This is a genomic window from Streptomyces sp. NPDC017936, assembly GCF_044328485.1.
GTDB lineage: Bacteria > Actinomycetota > Actinomycetes > Streptomycetales > Streptomycetaceae > Streptomyces.
Genome location: NZ_JBIRHK010000002.1, coordinates 353,346 through 374,042, shown reverse-complemented (window position 1 = coordinate 374,042; position 20,697 = coordinate 353,346). Strand labels below are relative to the sequence as shown.

General features: G+C 71.3%; 10 protein-coding genes. 1 reads left to right on the top strand and 9 read right to left on the bottom strand.

Annotation, left to right across the window (positions count from 1 at the left end):
• Positions 1 to 527 precede the first annotated feature (527 nt).
• From ACH4F6_RS05175 to ACH4F6_RS05135, 9 genes are all read right to left on the bottom strand, one after another.
• On the bottom strand, positions 528 to 2,288 hold the full coding sequence (locus ACH4F6_RS05175; protein WP_397958507.1) for an Hsp70 family protein: 1,761 nt from the start codon (positions 2,286 to 2,288) through the stop codon (positions 528 to 530).
• Positions 2,288 to 3,094 carry a hypothetical protein gene (locus ACH4F6_RS05170; protein WP_397958506.1) on the bottom strand — a complete coding sequence of 269 codons (807 nt, stop codon included), beginning with the start codon at positions 3,092 to 3,094 and terminating at the stop codon, positions 2,288 to 2,290. Before ACH4F6_RS05170 ends, ACH4F6_RS05175 begins: the two co-directional genes overlap by 1 nt.
• On the bottom strand, positions 3,091 to 4,821 hold the full coding sequence (locus tag ACH4F6_RS05165) for a hypothetical protein (protein ID WP_397958505.1): 1,731 nt from the start codon (positions 4,819 to 4,821) through the stop codon (positions 3,091 to 3,093). Before ACH4F6_RS05165 ends, ACH4F6_RS05170 begins: the two co-directional genes overlap by 4 nt.
• Positions 4,821 to 10,286 carry a DEAD/DEAH box helicase gene (locus tag ACH4F6_RS05160; RefSeq protein ID WP_397958504.1) on the bottom strand — a complete coding sequence of 1,822 codons (5,466 nt, stop codon included), beginning with the start codon at positions 10,284 to 10,286 and terminating at the stop codon, positions 4,821 to 4,823. Before ACH4F6_RS05160 ends, ACH4F6_RS05165 begins: the two co-directional genes overlap by 1 nt.
• Complete coding sequence (locus ACH4F6_RS05155) at positions 10,283 to 11,275, bottom strand: hypothetical protein (RefSeq protein ID WP_397958503.1); 993 nt, start codon at positions 11,273 to 11,275, stop codon at positions 10,283 to 10,285. The genes ACH4F6_RS05160 and ACH4F6_RS05155 overlap by 4 nt, the downstream gene beginning before the upstream one ends.
• Positions 11,272 to 13,332, bottom strand: coding sequence for a hypothetical protein (locus tag ACH4F6_RS05150; protein ID WP_397958502.1), 2,061 nt, complete (start codon positions 13,330 to 13,332; stop codon positions 11,272 to 11,274). The genes ACH4F6_RS05155 and ACH4F6_RS05150 overlap by 4 nt, the downstream gene beginning before the upstream one ends.
• 839 nt (positions 13,333 to 14,171) lie before the next feature.
• Positions 14,172 to 15,809, bottom strand: coding sequence for an RNase H family protein (locus ACH4F6_RS05145; RefSeq protein ID WP_397958501.1), 1,638 nt, complete (start codon positions 15,807 to 15,809; stop codon positions 14,172 to 14,174).
• Between the two features lie 171 nt (positions 15,810 to 15,980).
• Positions 15,981 to 16,718: a hypothetical protein gene (locus ACH4F6_RS05140; RefSeq protein ID WP_397958500.1), complete on the bottom strand. Its 738-nt coding sequence runs from the start codon at positions 16,716 to 16,718 to the stop codon at positions 15,981 to 15,983.
• A gap of 258 nt (positions 16,719 to 16,976) precedes the next feature.
• Positions 16,977 to 18,209, bottom strand: coding sequence for a DNA sulfur modification protein DndB (locus ACH4F6_RS05135; RefSeq protein WP_397958499.1), 1,233 nt, complete (start codon positions 18,207 to 18,209; stop codon positions 16,977 to 16,979).
• A 283-nt stretch (positions 18,210 to 18,492) separates the two neighbouring features.
• Here ACH4F6_RS05135 and ACH4F6_RS05130 point away from each other — a divergent pair, with 283 nt between their 5' ends.
• A complete protein-coding gene (locus ACH4F6_RS05130) occupies positions 18,493 to 20,628 on the top strand; it encodes an N-6 DNA methylase (protein ID WP_397958498.1) in 2,136 nt (711 codons plus the stop codon).
• Positions 20,629 to 20,697 lie beyond the last annotated feature (69 nt).

The window sequence follows — 20,697 nt, the reverse complement described above, 5'->3', positions numbered from 1 at the left end:
TCAGGCGACTGACGGCCAGTTGCTGAATTCCCGTCAATGCGGGTGGACCGGCGGACCGCCCGCACCGGGGCGGGGTTACCGCCCGGACTGTCCCCGTAGTCGGAGATGTCGTCCTGCACCCATCCGCCCGCTCTACAAGCGCGGTGATCGTATCACCACACGAAGCCTTCACAGACCGCCAACGTACTGGGCGTAAGCAGTCATTGACGAATCGTCAGCCATGACCGGAGGACCTGCTTCCGACACCACGGGAAGACCTGGATCCGGCGGAAGCGATAAACGGGCTTCCGCGACATCAGGGCTGCAATCAAGGCGTTCGGAACGTTCCGGGAAATCCGCAGCCGGGAAAACGAAAGAACCCGCACCCGGAATCCCGGATGCGGGTCACGCCCGGTCGGCACGTTCCTCATCGAACGGAATCGACTCGGTGCGGAGAGTGATGAGTTTCTGAAGGAGGCCACAGGTCGCGGTGGTGCACGCCTGACCGTCTCAGGGCCTTTCGACCTGAACGGGCGTTCAGAGGCTGGTCAAAGTCCTCCCGCCACCACTCCCTGCGGCTCGCCGTTGACCGTCACCGCGGGGTCCGCCTCCACCACGCGCACGGACATGTCGATCGGTGCGGGGCGGGCGTTGGCCGTTTCGGCTGCCGAAAGATGTCGGACGCTGGAGGAGCCGTCGGCGAACGGGCGGACGGTGTGGGCCAAGAGGCGGGTCAGCTCATCGTCGAGGCCGTGCTGCAGGGGGGTGCCGTCGGGGCCGAAGGAGTCGATCTCGCGCTCGGCGAGCTGCTTGCCGGTGGCCACGTGGGTGGCGGTGAAGCGCAGGATGCCGCTCTCGTTGTAGCGGAACTTGATCTCGATCTTGTTCCGGCGGATGTCCTGTTCCCGGGTCGGGAGAGGTACCTCGATCTTGGCCAGGGGGAAGGCACGGTCGCTGTCGGCCGGATAGCCGACCTCGCCCTCGATCACCGGTACGCGCACGAAGGAAGCACCCGGCGTGTCCGGGTAGAAGTTGGCCGAGCCCTCCGCGGGGAGCGTGGCATTGCGTCGGATGATGGCGCGGAAGCCCTTCTGTTCGCCCGCGCTCACGGCCGTGCCCAGGTCGTAGCTGGTCACCAGGGAGAAATCGCTGTCGTCGCCGAGTTCGCCGTCGAGGGAGGCCGCGTAGATGGCTGCACCCCGGGCGACGGCGGTCATGGGCCGGCACAGGCCGCTGTCGACGACGCGGTCGTGACCGAGGAGCTCACCGAGGGCGTGACGCACCTGGGGGATCTGCGAGGTGCCGCCGATCATCAGAACGGAGTCGATGTCGTCCGGGGTGATGGCCAGGTCTTCCAGAGCCTGCTGGACCGCCTCCAGGGCGCGGGTGATGAGCGGGGTGATCACCTCGGTGTACTCGGCCGCGGTGATCCTGACCTCACGCTTCGAGACCGAGGGGGCGAGGCCGACCGGGAGGTCGAAGTAGAGCGCGCCGTCCATCGGCACGGACGACAGGGCGATCTTCGTCAGCTCGACCGACCGGCGCCACCGGCGCCGTTCGGCCTTGGTGAGCTGGTCCGCGGTCAGACCGATCTTCTGCTGGATCAGCTGGGCCAGCGCGTTGTCGAACTCCAGGCCTCCGAGGGCGGTGATGCCGCGGGAGGTCTGCTCCTCGAAGAGGCCGTCGTCGTACTCCAGGACGGTGACGTCGATGGTGCCGCCGCCCCAGTCGAAGACGAGGAAACGGCCGGGGATCGGGACGTCGCGGACGTACGAGATCGCAGCCGCGGTGGGCTCGTTGAGCAAGGCCCGGACCTTCACTCCGCCGAGCGCTGCCGCGGCACGGGTGCGGTAGCGGGCGCCGCCCGTCGCCTTGGCGGGGACGGTGACGACCGCGTCGGAGAGGTCGAGCAGCTGGGCGGAGACACCTTCCTTCATACGGCTGAAGAGGGAGGCGGCCGCGACCGTGCTGTGGAACTTCTCCGAGCCGACCCAGGCGTGGTGCTCCTCGAGCTGGGCGGCGACCTCGATGCCGTCGACATCGCCGTCCTGCTCAGCACCGGAGCGGGTGCCGAGCATGCGCTTGACGGCGTCGAGCGGCTCGCTGGTGCCGGTCTTCGCCTCCCAGCCGAAGCACAGGGTGCGCTGAAGGTCACGGACGGACAGCACGGAGGGGAAGAGCTGCTCGAACTCCGACATCTGCCACTGGGCGGGCACGTTGTCGCCGTCGACCGGCAGCACTTCGGTGGTGTGCCCGTTCCAGTGCGCCACCACGGAGTTGCTGGTGCCGAAGTCGATACCGAAGGTCATCACGTTCCCCTTTGCGTCATGCCAAGTCGTTTGCTCACCGCAGCACGCAGCGTCTGCCTGTAGGTCGGCGCCGGAGCCGGGTCCTCCACGCCTGTTGCAGCACGAGGATCGACGATCCCCGGTGCCGGAGCTTCCTGCCCGGCAACGGCCCGCAGCCAGCCGCGTTCGACGACCTTTCCGGACTCCTTGTCGACGTAGGCCGGCGCGACAAGCTCCAGGGTGACCGGGCCTGCCTTCATCACGCCGGGTTGATCCTCCACAACGTTGAACAGCGACTGATCGCCGGTGTCGCCGACGATCTGCAGGCCGGCCTTCGCCGCCTCGTGGTCGAGGCGGGTCACCACTGCCGTCAGCTTCTTCGCTTCCAGCGCCTGCCGGTGCAGGACGGCCAGCTGGGCCAAGTGCATCTGGCGCGTGCGGATGCTTTCCAGCACGCCCTTGCGCACTGCTTCGGTGAACTGGGGAAGCACTCGGCGCATCAGCTCGGTCCGGAAGGCAGCGACCAGATCGGCTTCGGTCTCCTTGTCGGCCAGAGCAGCGCTCAACTTGCCCATCGCCGCCTCCAGCTCCTTCTCCACCACGGGCAGGAGCGTCTCGTTGACCGACTTCAGGATCGCGACCGCGTCCAAGGTCCCCGAAGTGAACTCCGGGATACCGCTGTCAGCGTGCCTCCAGGGCTTCTTCTCCGCAGCCCTGACCTCGCCGAGGCTCCGTACGCTCCCGTCCGTCGATTCGTGTTCCTGGTTCTGCTGGGCGTCGTCACGGGGGCCGGAACCACGGTCGCCTTTACCGACTTTGCTGCTCACGATGTGCTGCTCTCTGGGTCTACAAGGGCTGCGGTGTCTTCGGCAGCCGGGGAAAGGCGTTCTGTCGCCCTGGTGATTATTTCTCGGGCCGCCTCGGTGCGGGACCATGCGCGGTCGCTGTCCGTGGGCGGTTCGGTGAGCCTCTGCAGAGGCTCGGGCGGGAGTTCCAGCCGGTGGCTCGTGCCGGCGGGATCATTCCAGCGGTGCGGGGCGAGCGGGACGGCGAACCGGGGTACTTCCTGCTGCTCCCGCTCGGCCTTCTCGATCATGTCCTTGACGCGGTTGATCCGGGCGCGGCCGCTGTCGTCGAGCTCCTTCCTCAGTGCTCGCCAGGCCTTCTTCCAGTCGTCCGCCCCGTCGGGCACGCCGAGCACCAGATAAGGGTTGAGCGGCTGGTCCCGTTCTCCGCCGGGTCGGCCCTCCAGGAAGCTCCGATTCTTCCGCAGCGTGGCCACGGCGCCTCCGCCGAGCTGGTCCGGCACCGGCGGACGGCCTTCGGCGTCCTGCTCCAGAAATCCGAGGGACTCCGTCGCCTCCTGGCCGGCGCGCAGGTAGGCCTGGACGTTCTGGGCCTCCCAGCGCACAGGCTGTGAGTGGTGCCGGAGCCTCATGGCCATGGTGAGCGCTGCCCTCCTCCGCTGCTCCGCCGTCTCGTCGTCCCCGTGGAGGAGGGCACGGTGCATCTGCCGCACGGCTCTGATCAGGGTTCGCACACCGATCCAGCCGTTGAACCTCTTGTTGGTCGCGCTGCGCACACCGGGATGGATCCGCTCGAGGAGGACCCACAGCCGCTCGTCGGCGAGGAGGTCGTCCGGGACCTCTCCGGTCCGCCGCACCTCGCGCAGGGCGTCCAGGAGCTTCTGCGTCGGCGGCAGGAGGTCGGTCCACTCCTCGACGAGGGCCTTGGCCTCACCGGCCTGCAGCCTCACCAGCAGGCGCCAGTCCTGTGGCCAGTCACGGCCGGGTTCCGTTCCCGGGCCGGCCTCCCGGCGCTCCCGTTCCAGGGGCCAGGCCAACAGGTCCATCTCCTCGTCGGTGAGGGATGCCGGGTCCAGGCGGGCGCGGAAGTAGGCGGCACGGGAGGTGCCGTCGCGCTCGGGGACCGCGCCGATCCACTCCTCGTCGATGTAGTCGTCGAGGAGCGGCCGGGGAAGCTTCGCCAGGAGCGCCTTCTGTCGGGGGGCCGGCAGGTTGGTCTCCGCCAGACGGCGGTCGTCCTGGTAGATCTGCCACATGCTGCCCGGCTCCCCCAGGAGCGGCAGCGGCTCGTCCTCCAGCAGGGCGCGGGCGCGGTCGTCGAGCCTGCCGTTGAGGACGTCCAAGCCGTGGTCCTGTGCCACGACGAGCAGGGAGACGCCCTTGACCGGGTCGTCCTGCCGGGACGCCGCGTCGGCCGCGGCCCGGGCCAGCTTCTGCGCGGAGAGCGTCCCGGTCTCCGCCTTCAGCGCGTCGGGCAGCATGAGTTCGGCGAAGGAGCGGGCGCGCTCCCAGGCCTCCCGGTCGGCGAACCCTTCGGGGACCGGCTGGGGCACGGCCGGTTCCGGTTCGGGCTGCTTCTGCGGCGGAACGACCGGAGTGGGGCTGTCGGCGGCTTCCGCGGCCTGCGGAGCCTTCCCGACGGTCCGGGCCTGGCGGAGGGCGAGGCGGCGGGCGATCTCACGCTGCCGCAACTCCTCCACACGGGCCTGCTCGTCCTGGCCCGCTCCCAGCGGGATTCCTGCCGTCATCAGAGCTCCTCCGCGAAGATGTGCACCTGCTCGATCACTGCGGCAGGGGTCCGGTCGAGGCCGTAGGAGTCGGCGAAGGCGATCCTGGCGGCAAGGCCTGCGGCACGGACCTCGTGACGCAGGGCCTGGAGCCGTTCGTTCCCGCACTCCTCGGCGGCGGACTCCAGCGGGTGCTTGACGGCGACCGCGACGGGCTCGCCGGTGAAGTCCGAGGTGAAGAGCGCCACCGGTCCGGCGGCGGTCTCTTTGAGGCTGACGGTGGGCTCCTCGTCCGCCCAGCCCTTCAGCAGGACAGCGTGCTCGTCCGGCTCGATCCGCAGTTTCCGGCCGCGCAGGGCGTCGGTCAGGTCGCGGGCGAGCCGCCAGTCGTACAGCGGGTGGAGGCGCATGTTGGAGTAGTCGCGCAGACAGGCGTAGCAGGAGCTGCGGCAGTTCCGCGCATGATGGTCGGCCTCCAGGTCGTACACGTAGCGGTCGACCGCCCGGAGAAACTCCTCGATGTGTTCCTCCGAACCGAGGTGGGTGCTGAAGCCCGCACCGTTGTCGAGGCTGTCCGCCAGGTAGGCCATGACGGGAGCGGCGACCGGGGCGTCCGAGCCGTGGATGCCGCTGAGGAGTTCCTCCGGCTGCACGTCCAGGTGCGGGGCGGCTGCCCGGCGCAGCAGAGCAGCCAGCGAGTACCAGGCGGCGCGCCGGCCGTGGTAGGCCTCGGGGAAGCCGTCGATCTGCTGGGACTTCGAGATGTCGAAGCGGAGCCCCCGGCTGTTGTCGAGGGCGCCCTTGGCCCCGATGAAGAGCATGTCGGTGTGCTGGGTGGCACCGAGGGCGATCTCCAGGTCGGCTTCCGCCTTGGGATTGTCCAGAGCGAGGTATCCGCGCCACGGGCCGCTGTTCTTGACGAACCGGAAGAGCTTTCCGGCGTTGGTGTTGACGATGTAGCGGTCGCCGCTGCCGGTGTGGACGACCATCCAGTCGTCGGCGGCACGGTGGATACGTGGGGCGGTCTTCTCCAGGTCGGTGGCGGTCCGTGCGCTGGTGGCGTTGGAGCCGAGCTCCCGGTAGCCGTCGTAGTCACGTGCGTCGCGGGCAGCCCGGAAACCTGCGGGTTCCCGGAAGGGGACGGCTCTGTAGTACTTGCTTTCCGCGCCGCAGGCGGGGCAGGTGCCGGCGCTCCCGGTGTCCGGGTCGACGACGGCCTGCGGGTCCACGTGGGAGCAGATACGGCACATGGCGACCAGCTGTTCCGGCCCGAACGGGTCCTCGGCGGCCTGCACTCCGCGGCCGCTCGGGACGAGGGAGACCACTCCGTTGGAGCGGAGCAGACGGCCGTCCTGCGGGGTTTCGCTGCCCGGTGCGAACTTGCTGAGGGCGACAGCCAGGTCGCGGTTGACGGAGTCGGCCGGCGGCCAGGGGAAGGTCTTCCGCGGGATGCTCCGGTAGAGGAGGCGCGAGCGGGTGGGGAAACCGAACATGGGCAGGAGGCCCGCCTCCGCCAGACGCTGGCTGAGGTCGGGGTGGCCGACCGACCGGGCTGCCACCTCGTCGACCTGGCCGAGGAGTTCATCGACGGCGGCCACCGGATCGAGGGCGGCGATGCTCTGCGGCGTTCCGGACTGGAAGGCGGCGGCAGCGGCCCTGACGCGGTCCGGATGCCCGGCGATCCAGCGGCGGACGGCGCCACGGTGCGTCGGCCAGTCGGCGGCGAGGCCGAACTGTCCGTGCACGTTGCTCGTCATGTCCGGCCCCTTCCGACGGTCCTCGGGCTGAAGGGGCTCGAAGGCCTGGCGCAGGACTTCTCCCAGCAGGACCCGCCGGAAGACGGAGACCATGCCGAGGACCAGGTAGGGCGGCGGGGTCGGATCGTTGGTGATGGCTTCCGGGCGGGCGAAGTAGTGCTCGTCGTGGCTGCGGCCGCGGCAGACGGTGAGGGCCACCGCGACCGGGCTGTTGCGCCGGCCGGCGCGTCCCACCCGCTGCTGGTAGTTGAAGCGGGTGGGCGGCATGTTGGCCATGATCACGGTGTTGAGGGGGCCGATGTCGACACCGGCCTCCATGGTCGTGGTCACGGAGAGCAGTTCCAGGCCGTCCGCCTGCGGGACGTCGTCGTCGCCGAGGAAGACGTCCTGGAAGAGGCTCTGCCGGCGCTGGGCCTCCAGCCGGTCCGTCTGGCCGGTCAGCTCCGCCGTGCGCAGGGGGAAGTCACCGGTGAGGTGGGCGGCCTTCCACGCGTAGTAGTCGTTTTCGAGGACTCCGCTGTACTGCCGGGGCGCGGCGGGCAGCGGGATCAGGCACTTGGTGCACACCCCCGCGCCCGGGTGGAGGTGCGGCCGGTGGCAGGAGCGGCACGTCCAGGTCTTGTTCTCGCCGGGGCGGAGCGCCACCTTCTCCGGCTTGATGACGTAGTCGACCACGGCGTCCTTCCAGACGCCGAGCACCCGGTCCTCGACCGTGCGCACATCGGTGCCCTGGCGTTCGGCGACCTGCTTCCAGAAACGCTTCAGAGGTGCGGGCGGCCTCTGCAGGGAGGCGCGTATCCGGGTGAAGCGCCGCATCAGGCCGAGGATGCGCAGACTGGCACGTGCCACGGCCTGATCGCTGTCCGGGCCGATGTCCAGGGGCGAGCGGTCGTCACGCAGGCAGAGCCAGCCGAGTCCGAGCGATTCGAAGTCACGGCCGCCGCCGGAGAAGAGGCTTCCGACGGTCTCGAGGCGGAGGCGGGAGCGGATGCGGTCGAGGAGTTCCTCCTGCGCCTGGGTCTCCACCACCGCTTCCCGGTCCCGCTCCCAGTGGTAGAGCGCGGTCCAGGGCTGTCCGGCCGAGGTCTGCTGGAGCGAGGCCGCGGGGCCGGCGGGGTTGGTGCCGTACGTCAGCAGCATGCCTTCGAGGTCGGAGGCGAGGTCGTCCAGGGAGGGCAGTTCGGAGAACTTCCGCTCCAGGTCGGGCAGGAGTTCCGGTTCCGCGTCGAGGTCGTCGGCGAGGATCGCCTTCAGACGCCCCCAGTCCGCCGGGTCACGGTCGCGCAGCCGTGCCATGGCGGCACGGGCAGCCGCACGATCGACCGGCTCTCCGGCGTAGTGGGCCTTCACCAACTGGAGGTCTCCGAACGGATCTCCCTGGTTCTCGACGGCCTGGGCGCTGAGCAGGCGGAGAAGGTCCTGGTGGTGGCGCAGGGCGAGACCGCTGGCGAGTTCGGAGGCGTCGTCACGGCTGTCGGAGAAGGCGATCGCCTTGCGCCGGCCGTCGGGAAGGTGGCCGAGGGCTTCGGTCACCAGCACCTGGTTGATCTTGTAGAAACCGGTGCGCATGCGCCGGACCGGCGCGTTGCGCAGCCGGTCCGGGGATTCCAGCGGGATGAAACGGCCGTCCCGGTCGTGCTTGATCTCCCAGTCGTCTCCGCAGGCGGGGCAGCGGGTGGGGAAGGCCTGCAGCCGGGCCGGGTCGTAGGCGGGCTTCTTGCTCTCCTTGTCCAGGGGCACGGAGATGTGGAACGACCATCCGGTGTGCTGGAGGTCCCGGTTCTCCAGGCGGCCGGTGGCGGGCTGGTAGGCGCTGCGGCGGAACGCGAACTCGACCTGCGGTCCGCCGTCGGACAGGCCCGCGTGCCAGTCGGGGTCGTCGAGGCCGAGGCCCTTGGTGCGCGGCCAGTACACGACGTAGTTCGCCGCGGTGGGTGCGCCACTGGCCTCGTCGGGGAGCAGGTCGAGGTCCGGGAAGTCGGTGTGGAGGGCGCCGGTGAACTTTCGCCGCTGGGTGTCCTTGGGGCTGGCGTACCCGCCGAGCATGAGGTCGCCGCATGCCTGGCAGGAGAGGAGATCCAGTACGCGGGCGCCGCAGGTGCAGCGGGAGGTGGGCTCGGCGAAGAGCCGGCCGACCCGGCGTTCGGGGCCGTGCTCCACGGGGGTGTCGGGGCAGTTCGGGTCGGAGCAGGCCCAGATGCCCTCGATGTTCCGGAAGAAGAAATGGGCGCGGAGCTGAGGGAGTTCGGGGTCCTGGGCGGAGCCGAGTACGCGCAGGACTCCGTGGAGGGCGTCCTGGCGCCGTTCCTTCGGGATGTCCGGGAAGAGGTTCTTCGCCAGTTCGGGGGCGGGCAGGGCGCGGGGCCTGCCGCCGGGGGTGAGGGCGTGCTGGAGCGCCGGGCCGAGGCCGGTCTCCCGGGCCAGGGCGACGGCTTCGTCCTGGGTGACGGGGGCCTTCGCGGCCTGCGCGAGGCGTTCGGTGTGGGCAGCCAGGTCGCCCCCGCCGCGGATCTCCTTCGTCCTTCCGGGGATGATCACGCGCCGGGAACCGGGCAGGGCGAAGAACCCGTCGAGGAACTCGTCGTCCCGGCCGGCCTCCAGGGAGGCGGAGGCGGCGAGCACCCTCAGTTTCTCGGGGTTCTCGTCGAGGCCGAGGCGGTGGCGGAGGTTGCGCAGCAGGTAGGCCACCTCGGTGCCGGCCGTGCCGCGGTACATGTGGAGCTCGTCGAGGATCAGGGTGAGACGGGCACCCGGGGTCTGCTCCAGCCACGTCCTCGTGGCGCTGAAGATGTGCTCCTCCTGCTTGCGGAGCAGCATGATGTTCAGCATCGAGTAGTTGGTGACCATGATGTCCGGCGGTGCGGCCTGCATGTCCCAGCGGGCGTGCATCTCCGCTCCGCCGAGGCGCGGGACGAAGGGCCGCAGCTCCTCGTCGAGCTTCTCGTCGGCCTTGCGCTGCCGTTCCTGGACCTCCCGCAGGTACTGCCTCAAACGGAAGGTCGCCGGCTCGGAGTCGCGGCTGCCGGAGACGGGGGTGGCTCCGGTGTAGCGGCCGAAGTAGAAGCGGTGCCCGTTGCGCTTGCGGTCCAGCCATGCGTGGGCCTCGCGGCTGTCCAGCGACTTGCGGAGCCGGACCAGCTGGTCGTCGGCGAGGGCGTTGGTGGGGTAGAGGATCAGCACACGCAGGGCGGCGGGGTGCCCGTGTTCGCCCTGTCGGCTGGGCACGTGGTCGCCGTCTGTCTGCCACCATTCCCGCTGCACGGCGCGGGTTCCCTGCCAGTGGGCGGACTCGGCGACCAGGTCGGCGAGGACCGGCAGCAGGAAGGACTCCGTCTTGCCGGAACCGGTGCCCGCGGTGACCACGAAGTCCTTGCCCTGGCAGGCGGCGACCAGGGCGTCGTGCTGGTGCTGGTAGAGGCTGGTCACGCCGTCGGGGAGGGTGAAGCGGGCGAACTCGGCCGCGTCGGGGTGCGCCCCCGCTTCGGCGAAGGACTCCGCGATGCCGACGCCCCGGGAGGCGTACTGCGGGCGCAGCTCGATCAGCGGGTCGCGCCAGGCCCCGTTGTCCCGGTCCAGGAGGTTGCGCCGTTCCTCCATGACGGAACGGTCGTCGACGCCGAACGGGGTGTCGTAGTAGCGGAAGAGTGCGCTGCGCAGGTCGTCGAACGTGCCCATGACGTCCTGGACGTCGGTGTCCGTCACCGCCGCTGTCTGCTGTTCGACGCTCATTCGGTCCTCCCGCCGGTGGCCGCCACCGGTCGCGGCATGATCTCCAGGTTCTGTCGCAGTGAGGCCGCGATCGCCTCGGCGAGCGCCCTCGGCACGTTGTCGTACGCCCGGGTCTGCGTCTGCTTGCCCGCCGAGGGCGGAAAGCCGCTGCACAGGACGGCCGCGCGCTCGTGCAGGGCGGGCAGGGGCGCGTACCGGTCGACGAAGAGCCGGCCGATGCCGGCCCGGCCCGTGCCGGATTCCGGCCGCCAGCGCATCGCGCCGGTGCGGTGGCGGGCGAGCTCCAGGTAGACGCCCGTCTCGCGTTCCACCGCGTGGAAGACGCCGTTGCGGCGGACGCGGGTCAGGCGTGCGTAGTCGGCTCCGCGCCACCGGTACAGGCCGTCCTCGTCGTCCCGTGCCACGGGGACGAACCGCTGGAGGTGCAGTTCGTACTTCTCCAGTGTGCTGGCGGTGCTCCCACCGGGCGGTGCGGACTCGGGGCCCGGCGCCGCCTGCGGAAGCAGCTCCGTCAACTGCAGGGCGGCACAGGGAACGTAGCGGACCCTGAGGAACTTCGCGGCTTCCTGCAGGGTCCGCGGGTCCTCGTACTGGAACAGGAGGGTGTCGGGCAGCGGCGCCTCACCGGCCTCCGGCCGGTGCGGGACGGTGATCAGCTCCATCCACTCCTGTGCCGCCTCCTCGACGCGCGCGCTCATCCGCGCGGTGCGCGCACCGGTCAGCAGCGCGAGTCCGTCGGCGTGGGGCAGCCGGGTCAGTACCGGCGGGGCCACCGACCACCGGTCGGCCCGCGGGTCCACGTCGATGAAGCCGAGGGCGGCGGCCTTGCGCGTCCAGTCCCAGTCGGCGTACTCCTTCAGCTCCAGGCCCCGCGCCTGGGCCTGGCTGCGAATCCCGTCGCGCAGCACGGACGCCTTGCCGCTGCGACTCTCGCTCAGCCAGCGCAGGAGGATCCCGCCGAACTCGGTGCAGCTCATCGGTCCCGTCATCGGTCCAGCTCCTTCGCTGCCTGCACGTACGCGGCCCACGAGGGCTCGACGGACGCCTGCTGGGCGTTGAGGACGGCGCGGGCCCAGGCCCGCTGGCTGCCGGCACTCTTCGGCTTCGGCGTTCCGGGGTTCACCGGGCGGCCCTTCCAGCGTCCGCTGCGGCGCTCCAGGAGCCAGCCGCCGATGCCGTGGAAACCGGCCTCGAAACGGAGCGGGACCGGGGTGTCGGGGAGGCGCTCTGTCCACCAGTCCGGTTGCTCCGGGGCCTGGAGCGTCCACAGCCGTCCGTCGGCCGACGCGAACAGCACCTCGTCCGCGTCCCGACGGCACAACTCCATGACGGCTGCCGCGTCCTGCGTGACCGCGCTCGTGCAGTCGGCACCGGTAATGCCGGTCGGCAGGGTCTGCTCGTCGAGGAGGGAGGGCGACACCGACGCCTTGCCGTCCACGACGGTGAAGCCGCAGACCTTGGTCGTCTTCGGCTCGACGACCGCCTGGTCCGCGGTGGCGAAGCCGATCTCCACGCCCGCACAGCTCACCGTGTGGCGGCCCGGCTCCAGCCGGAGCACGGCCAGGGGGACGGGGCGGCCCGCGGCGATCGCCTTCCTGAGCTCGGGCCGCTCCTCCCCGTCGACCAGGAGGGTGCCCGTGCCCTCCGTGGCGTCCGGGAGGACCACCTGGGGCTCACCTCCCCGCAGGTACAGGTGGGGATCGAGCGAAGGCGCGAGCTTCAGCCCGCCCTCGAGGCGGAGCTTGAACTGGGCCGGGGGCTGCAGGAGGACGACCGCGCCCTGGACCTCCTGGAGCGCCCGGCGCAGGGTGACCGCGTCGTCGAAGGTGACGGGCTTGTGCAGGGACCAGCCCTGTGGCACCCAGGCCAGCTTGCCGGTGTCGGCGCTCCGGCCCGTGGTCGCGGCCTTGTCCAGCAACCGCTGCACGTCCCGCTGAGCGGTCGGGGCGGCGAGCACCACGTGTGCCTCTCCCGGGCGAAAACCGTCGGTGCCGGCCCAGACGCCGAGAACGTCGTCCCGTGCGAGCACCAGGACGGAACAGGAGGGGCGGCTGAGCACCAGGTTGTCCCCGTCGCGGCGGATGCCCCTGGTGAGGGTGTCCGCGCTCGGTGCGGGCAGGCCCGTCACCTCGTAGTAGGCGGTGTCGCCGAGCTGCTCGAGGACGACGCCGCCCTTGAGCTCGATGCGCTTCCTCTGCTCCGCGGACCGCAGGCGCGCCACCCAGCCGAGACGCCCCGCGTCCAGCCGCACCAGGAGTTCCGCCCGGGTGACACCGGTGGGCACCAACTCGTCCGAACCGTCCCACGAGGCGGCGTAGTTGCCGATCAGCTTGGCGAGGAAGGGGCGGAACTCCTCCTCCTGCAGGGCGTTGCGGAAGCCCTTGGAGAAGTACTGCTCCATGCCCCGGATCTCGATCTGGGCCAGCAGCGTCTCCCCCGGCAGCGGCCAGGTGGTGCCGTACTCCCGCAGCGAGCGGAAGAACTTCGGCATGAAGGACCGGTCCGCGCCGCTGAGGAGCGCCTGGGACTGGGCGAACCCGATCATGCTGCGGTTGGAGGGCAGGTCGGCGGGGGCGGGAAGGGTGCAGAGACCCCGCGCGCCCTTCTGGCTGTGCTGCCAGGAGGCCAGCACCTGCCACATGCGGGAGACGGGCTCGTAGTGCTGGCTGCCCAATTGCTTCTCGTCTCCGGTCAGCAGTTCCGAGAAGCGGGCGTGGTAGGCGGTGGCCCGGTGGTTCCGGTCGTTCACCATCCGGGACGCGGCCATCACCGAGCAGGCCAGCAGCGGCAGGAAGGCGGGCACGCCGTCCTTGTCCTGCTGCCGCTTGCGCCAGCGGTAGTCCTCCAGCGCGCTGTACGGGTCCGCGGTCCCCAGCCGCAGGAACCTGCCCACGCACCGGGCGAGGGGCTCCTCGATGCCGTATCCGTGCCTGAGCTCCCGCTCCACGTCGTCGTCGACGTAGAACAGCGTCGGGTGGCCTGCGTGCTGCCGTCCGAAGAACTCCTCGGCCAGCACTTCCTGCCACACCTGGTAAGAATGATCCACCCTGTCCCCAAAAGAGAGGTTCCAATGCCCTGTTCGTGAAATCCCCGGCATGGAACGGTCTTCCGCGTCACCCTGAACCCGCCACTGACAACGGGCTCCTACCGAACGCCCCCTCGAGCGCAGCCCTCCACTGACACCGCCCGGCATAACCCAACGGCGCGCATCACACAGAGACGTCCCACTCATCCCCCACCGTTTCCACAAGCGTCCCTTGCAGCAATCGCACGACCATCCGGAAGACATGGCCAGAGCTTCACCAAAGGCGACGCATCCGCAGCGGTCACGACACCCCAGGCGCATCAATCAATGCAACCTGCAGCGAAAGGTTATCCGCGCAAGGGATGCGAGCGGGATAGGGGGCCGTCAATGGGACTGTCGTTCGGGTGGTGCCCTCCGGATGCACGCGCCACACCACTGCGACAGGCACCGCCCGCACCTGCGGCGGCGATCGCCCCGGCTTGTGCCGTCCCACCCGTCCGACCTGATCGGGCACGCGACGCCCTCCCCCAAGCCGCCCCCTTCGGCGTGGCAGCCCCGTCTTCACGCGCGACTCCCCGCAGAAGAACGCGCAGCGCTTCTCCATCATCCCGACCTCCTCAAGGGTCCTCTTTATCCATGCCTGAGTGGAGACGTATTGGTCGAAGGCTTCGTTGTACGAGCAGTACCTGGCGACGGTGGCGCAAGGATTGCCGGAGCCTTGGACCGGACGGATCCCCAGCGACTTCCCTCTCTCCTCGTTTTTTCCGAATGCGCTTATTCGGTAAGGCAGTTGCTCGCCGGGCCTTGTGCATGCGGGTAGGGAAGCGGCGGAAGTCGTGCCACGGGGACGGGTCATGAACTCAGGCAGCGACCGAGAGGGAGTCGATCCCGGAGCCGAGCGAGCGCAGGATCCGCGCCTCCTCCTTCCGGGCGGCGGCGAGAGAGATGCGGCCGGTGGCACGGCGGAGGGCGAGGCCGGCGAAGGCGTCGGCGGTTTCGTTGAGGTCGTGTCCGATGTGGCCTTTCAGCCAGCGGACCTGGACGCGGTGGCGGTGGCGGTGGCGGACCAGGCGGTCCATCAACTGTCGGCTCTCCGGGAAGAGGAGGGTGCGGTGAGCGGCTGCCGGGTCGGCGGAGCTCAGGGCCGTGTCGACCGCGTCGACCGCCTCGGTGCTGTCGCACAACAGGACCACGGGCGCGTCCTCGTGGCGCTCGAGGAGGCTGAGGGCGGCGGCGCAGACACCGATGACTTCGGCTTCGCCGCTGCTCGAGGCCAGGGAGTCGCCGTGTCCGGTGGTCCCGTCCTCGGCGGCCCAGCCGTAGCCGCACAGGGCGGACTCGTCACCGATGGCGGCGTCGGCGACGGCCACGACGGCGGTGTCGGGAAGGTCGGCGAGCAGGGCGTAGCGGTCCCCGTCGGCCGGAGCCGTTGCCGCCGGATGTTCCCCGTCCCCTTCCTCGTCAGTGTCGGCCGGAGGGGCGCCGGCGAGGACGGCCGCGAGAACGCGGTGACAGTACTGGCAGCCGTCGGCCCGCTCGGGACAGTGCGCCCGGTGCCTCACGGTCAGCTCGCGCACGGCGTGCCACGATTCGGGCTCGGCGTCGGCGAAGCGTGCCAGAGCCGCGGCGCGGCACTGCGCGACGAGCTCCGCGAAGGGCCCCGTGGTGACACAGGCCCGCATCCGGTCGTGGAGGTCCGTGGACCGGAGCAGGGCTTCGCGTGCGCGGGCGGCGAGAACCGCGGTGTCCTGGTAGGCGTCGTCCAGGGCGTCGAGTCGGGCGCGCCGTACGGAAGGGGCGCAGGCGAGTGCGTCCCGCTCGGCCTGGCCGATCGCGTAGCGGCCCCAGGCCAGCGCGGCACGGGCGTGGCGGCTCCACCGTTCGGCCACCGCGTCGTGCGGGAGGTGGGGATTCTCTTCCTCCCGGGCATCGTGCAGAAGGGCCTGGACGAAGGCGTCGTCGTCGCAGTCCCGCAGTTCACGCACCGGTGCCGGCAGTTCGCCGTCTGTCGCTTTCCGGTCCCAGGCCCACTGGGCGAGGTCGCTCTCCGGCGCCTGCGGTGTGCCGTCCGGCAGTCCCCTGTCGCGGAGTTCGTGCCGCAGGGCCTCACCGAAGGCCGCCGCGAACGCCGTGCGCGCCAACCTCAGCTCCAGCGCCTCCACCGGCCGGGAGCGGCCGGCGAGGCGACGGGCGCACTGCTCCTTGTACGCGACCTCCGCCTGCGACCGGGCCCGTCGCACCCTGCGCGCGTGTGCCCGCAGCCGCCGCAGCCGCTCGGGGGGCTGCAGCGAGAGTTCCGCGCGCCGGACGGCCCCGCGAGCGAGGACGTCGGCGTGGGCGAGAACGACGGCGACGGGACCGGCGAGCGAGGCGTGTTCCAGGGCCGCGGCAGTCTCCGGAGTACGGATGCCGTTCATGCGGGCGAGGACGGCCTCCTGCAGGGCGGTGAAGTCGTCGGCGAAGCGACGGATCAGCTCGGTGTGCTCGGTGATCGTCACGATGCCCTCCCAGGTCGCGAGTGGTGGTGAGCGGGGCCGCACAGGTGTGACCGGGCGTGTGTGCGGCGGGCCCGTGGGCCCGGCACCGGAGTGCACCCGGTGCCGGCGGCGGCGTGAGCCGCCGCCGTGCGGGGACGACGGCACCCGGCAGGGTCCCGCCCGCGGTCCGGGCTACTGCACCTGGCCGGTGAAGATGGCCGTGCGGTACCAGCCGGAGCCGGAGGTGTCGGTCGGCGTGATCTCGATCTGGGCGCTCCTGGCCGTCTTGGGGAACACGCAGGCCGCCTTCCAGGTCTGCGACTTGCCCGGCAGCAGGTGCGCGTCCGGCGTGCCGCTGAAGCCCGCGTCCGTGTCGAAGACCTCCTCGGCACCGTCCGGACAGGACAGGCTGACCATGGTCAGGTCGATCGTGGACTTGGAGTCGTTCTGCACGGTGACGGAGAAGGCCAGGTAGGCCTTGCCGGACGGGCTGGCGTACTCGCCGGAGGTGCCCCGGCTGAAGCCGCTCAGGTGCGCCTTGACGCCGTTGTTCCACGTGGCGGTCTTGTCCAGCGCGACGGTGAAGGTGTCGCTGTCGGAGTCGTCCTGCGTGTCCTGCGCGTCCTCGGCGCTGCGGGTGTCCTGCGAGGCGCTGACGGTGGCCGCCGACGGCGCGGTGTCGGTCTGGGCTCCGCCGGTGGTGGAGCAGGCGCTCAGGGAGCAGCCCACGGCTGCCGCGGCCACGGCGAGGACGGTCCTGCGCGGGCGGGCCAGGTGCGCCACGATCAGCGTGAGGAGCGTCGAGGCACCGTGGGTGAGCCGTGCTCCGCGCCATGACGGCTTCCTCCCGGCCGACGGCTGCGTGGAGGCGGGGGACGGGGACGAAGGGGAGGGAGAGGACGACGTGCCGGAGATGTTCGGGTAGCTCATGAGGTCATTCCTCGTGTCGATGGGGAGGGAAGGGGGCTGACGGGTGGCGTGAGGAGGAGGCGCGCCTGCCGACGGAGGCGGAGACGCCCCGCCGCGCCCGGGTCCGGACCGGCCGGCCCCGGGCGGCGTCACAGCTCGGACACCACGGATACGGGGGTGCGGGAACCGTGGGCCGTGCCCCGCAGGCGGGGTCTCGTCCGGGGAGGGGTGTTCCGCTGAGAAGGTCCCGGCGTCAAGGAACCCGCGCCGCGGGGCTGTTCAGCTCCGCACTCCCCGGATCCTTCGACCCGACTCGCTGTGCGGGTCGAGGAGCGCGCCCGCGACGCGACCGGCGGAGTCCTTCACGCCGCCGCTGAAGTTGAGCCGGCCGGTGGAGCCGATGCTGGCGCAGACGCCGTCCCAGTAGACGGGTTCGCGCTCCCAGCGGACGTCGGCGAGCAGGTGCTCGACCGTCTCGTAGCTCATGGCCTTGCCGGGGTCGCACCAGGGGGTCGCGCGGTGCAGCAGGATGCCGAGGCCCGCCATCACGGCCGGGGCGGTGATCGCGCTGCGCCGGGCGAACTCCGGGAAGCGACCCCCGATCAGCCGGGACACCAGACGGACGACGACCGTCTCCACCTCGTCGGCGTCGGTGTGGGACGGCAGGTCGCCCTCGTGGACGTTGGCCGCCGAGTACTCCACGCCCTTGCCGCCGAAGACGGTGGTGACGATCAGCGCCCGCAGCGCGGACAGCGTCACGACCTCCTTGTCGGTCCTGGTGAGCTGCCGCTTGCCGGCGTTGACCAGCGTGCCGAACGGCACCCGCCGACTGTCCGACTCGACCTCGAGCTTCTCGCCGACGGTGTGGGAGAGACGGGTGGCGAGGTCGCGCTGGTCCATGGACATGGCCAGGTTCTTGGCGACGTCGACACCCTTGACGTTGCGGTCGTAGAAGATCTGCCGCGCGTCCGCCGGGGAGATCCCCAGGTAGAGCTCGAAGGGGATGCGGATCCGTCGGCTGAGCTCGGCGTAGGTGAGGCCGAAGGACTCCGGGTCCCGGTAGATGTCGTGCCAGGCGGTGGTCTGGGTCTCGCCGTCGACGGCGATCACCATGGCGTCCGGTGCGACGGTCAGCGTCCGCAGGCCCGAGCCGGGGACCAGCTCGTCGCTCATCGCGGCGATCTCGCCCGCGTGCCAGAGCGTGATCGGGGGCGTGGACCAGGCGGAGCCGTGCTTGCCGAGGATGCCTGCGGCGATGTACTCGGCGTAGTCCGGGATGTTCTTGCCCTTCTGGGACTTCAGCGTCCGCTGCACGGTCGCGCGCAGTTCGGCGCGGCGCCGGTCGTGCCCGGACGCGGCCTTGAGGACGCGCGGGTCCTCCTCCTGACGCGGTGACGGCACGAGGCGCACCAGCGTCGCGAGGGACAGGGTGCCGATGACCGCGTCCTCGCGGAACGGCATGACGGTGAGCGGGATTCCTTCCGGGGTGCCGCTCGGCATGGTCAGGCGCATGGGTTTCCCCCTCGGTGGTGGGCGATCGGCCGCCGCCCGGCCTCGGGGCGCCGTACGCCCTCCGTCCGGCGTCCCGCCGAGAGGAGGCGGGGCAGAACGAGAGGTCGGGCGCTCAAGGACATGGCTGTGGCAAGAAGAGTGACGCTTCATGCCGGGGAGAGTCGCTCACCAGCGGAAGCGACCACATGTAAGCACGTACGTGAAAGCGTTGTCCAACGACTCACGGGAGTTGACGCGTGCTGTAGGGTGTTACCACGCCGACCACCGAAGCCAGGACTCATCCATGCCGCAGCCACCTCCACCGTCCGCCCAGGTGACAGCCGCCGAGATCTCCCGCATCGCGGGTGTCACGCGCGCCACCGTCAGCAACTGGCGCCGCCGGCACGACGACTTCCCCGCCCCCTCGGGCGGCACGGACAGCAGTCCGCTCTACGACTTGGAGGAGGTCCGCGCCTGGCTCGCCTCGCGCGGACAGCACACGGCGGCCACGCCCAGCGGGGAACTGCGCACGACCCTGCGCCTGCGCGAGCGGGCCGGCGCCGGCGCGTCCGACCTGCTCCTGCTGGTCCTGGCGGCGGCCCGCCGCCCCGCCGACGACCTCACCGGTCTGCTTGGGCTGCCCGACGCCGACCTGGTGAAGCAGGCGAACGACGCGGCGGCCGGAGTCGCGGACGTGGTGCCGGACACGGAACCCGTCCGGTTCACCGACGCCGACACCACGGTCCTGCGCGCCCTGCTGCTCTGCGTCCGCGACGAGGGCGCGCAGACGGCGCTGGGCGTCCTGGCGGAGCGGGAGCTGGAGGACAGCGCCGCCAGCGGCGCCTACCGCACCCCGGCCCCGCTCGCCGACCTGCTGGCCCGCCTGGTCCCGGGCTCCCCGGCCCGCGTCCTCGACCCCGCCTGCGGCAGCGGCACCCTGCTGACGGCCGCCGCCGCGTGCGGCGCGCGCGAGCTGTACGGGCAGGACAGCGTCCCCGTCCAGGCGCGGCGCACCGCGGTCGGCCTGACCCTGACGGCCGGGGAGGGCGCGGACGTCACCGTGCGCACGGGCGACAGCCTGCGCGCCGACGCCTTCCCCGACCTCGTCGTCGACGCCGTGCTGTGCAACCCGCCCTACGGCGACCGCGACTGGGGCCACGACGAACTGGCCTACGACTCGCGCTGGGCGTACGGTTTCCCGCCCCGCGCCGAGTCCGAACTGGCCTGGGTCCAGCACGCGTTGTCCCACCTCGAACCGGGCGGCCACGCCGTGCTGCTCCTCCCGCCGGCGACGGCGTCCCGTTCCTCCGGCCGCCGCATCCGCGCCGAGCTGATCCGCAGCGGCGCGCTGCGGGCGGTGGCGGCCCTGCCGCCGGGGGCGGCGATCCCGCTCCACATCGGCCTGCAGGTGTGGGTGCTGCAACGCCCGGAGCCGGCCCGGCCGGCGTACCAGACGGTGCTCTTCGTCGACACCGTGGGCGAGCCCTCGGCTCCGGGGCGCGGCGGTACCCGTTCGGGTTCGGTGGACTGGGCGCGGGTGACCGAACAGATCGTGTCCGCGTGGACGGCGTACGCCGAGGACCCGGACGGGTTCGAGGCGCGGGCCGGTGTGGCGCGGGCGGTGGGCGTGGTCGACCTGCTCGACGAGGTGGTCGACGTGACCCCGGCCCGGCAGGTGCGTGCCTCCCAGGCGGACGTCGACCCGCAGGAACTGGCCCGCGAGGCCACGGCGGCCCGCGAAGGGCTGGCGGCGGCGGTGCGGACGGTGGCCGAACTGGCCGGCACGGCGTCGTGGGACGCCGCGGGGGCATCGGCCCGCGAGTGGCGCACGGCCACGGTGGCGGACCTGGCCCGGGGCGGGGCGCTGAAGGTGCTGCGCGCGGTTCCGGTTCCGCCGCGGGCGACGGCCGCCGAGGCGGAGGCCGCGACGGAGGGCACCTACGACGGGGAACGCCGGCCCGCTCTGACGGGTGGCGACATCGCCCGCGGGACCGGGCCGACGGGACAGCTCCTGGACGTGCGGGCCGAACAGACGCCGGAGATCGCCGAGGGCGACGTCCTGGTCCGCAACCTGGTCGGCGGCACCGGCCCCGTGGCCCGGGTCGCGGGCGAGGCGGAGGCCGGCGCCCTGCTGGGAGCCGGCGTCCATCTGTTCCGGCCGGACCCGGCGCGGCTGGACCCCTGGTTCCTCCTCGGTTTCCTGAGCTCCGAGGCCAACCTGGCCGGCGCCTCGACCGGCAGCTCGACGCTCCACCTCACCCCGGGGCGGCTGCGCGTACCGCTGCTGCCGCTGGCGGAGCAGCGCCGGTACGGCGAGGCCTTCCGGCACGTGGAGGCGCTGCGCGAACAGGCGCGGCTCGCGCGGGACTTGGCCGAGGAGACGGCACGTCTCGTGAGCGGGGGGCTCACGGGCGGACAACTGGTGCCGGAGCCGACCTAGGCTCCGGAGCCACCCCCACTTTGTGACGCGGACGGACGAGGAACCACTATCCCTCCCTCCGCGTCCACA

What these genes read in the sequence shown, in the direction of transcription:
- ACH4F6_RS05130 (WP_397958498.1), top strand. Translation starts at nt 18,493, where the DNA reads ATGCCGCAGCCACCTCCACCGTCCGCCCAGGTGACAGCCGCCGAGATC.
- ACH4F6_RS05160 (WP_397958504.1), bottom strand. Translation starts at nt 10,286, where the DNA reads ATGAGCGTCGAACAGCAGACAGCGGCGGTGACGGACACCGACGTCCAG.
- ACH4F6_RS05165 (WP_397958505.1), bottom strand. Translation starts at nt 4,821, where the DNA reads ATGACGGCAGGAATCCCGCTGGGAGCGGGCCAGGACGAGCAGGCCCGT.
- ACH4F6_RS05135 (WP_397958499.1), bottom strand. Translation starts at nt 18,209, where the DNA reads ATGCGCCTGACCATGCCGAGCGGCACCCCGGAAGGAATCCCGCTCACC.
- ACH4F6_RS05155 (WP_397958503.1), bottom strand. Translation starts at nt 11,275, where the DNA reads ATGACGGGACCGATGAGCTGCACCGAGTTCGGCGGGATCCTCCTGCGC.
- ACH4F6_RS05175 (WP_397958507.1), bottom strand. Translation starts at nt 2,288, where the DNA reads ATGACCTTCGGTATCGACTTCGGCACCAGCAACTCCGTGGTGGCGCAC.
- ACH4F6_RS05140 (WP_397958500.1), bottom strand. Translation starts at nt 16,718, where the DNA reads ATGAGCTACCCGAACATCTCCGGCACGTCGTCCTCTCCCTCCCCTTCG.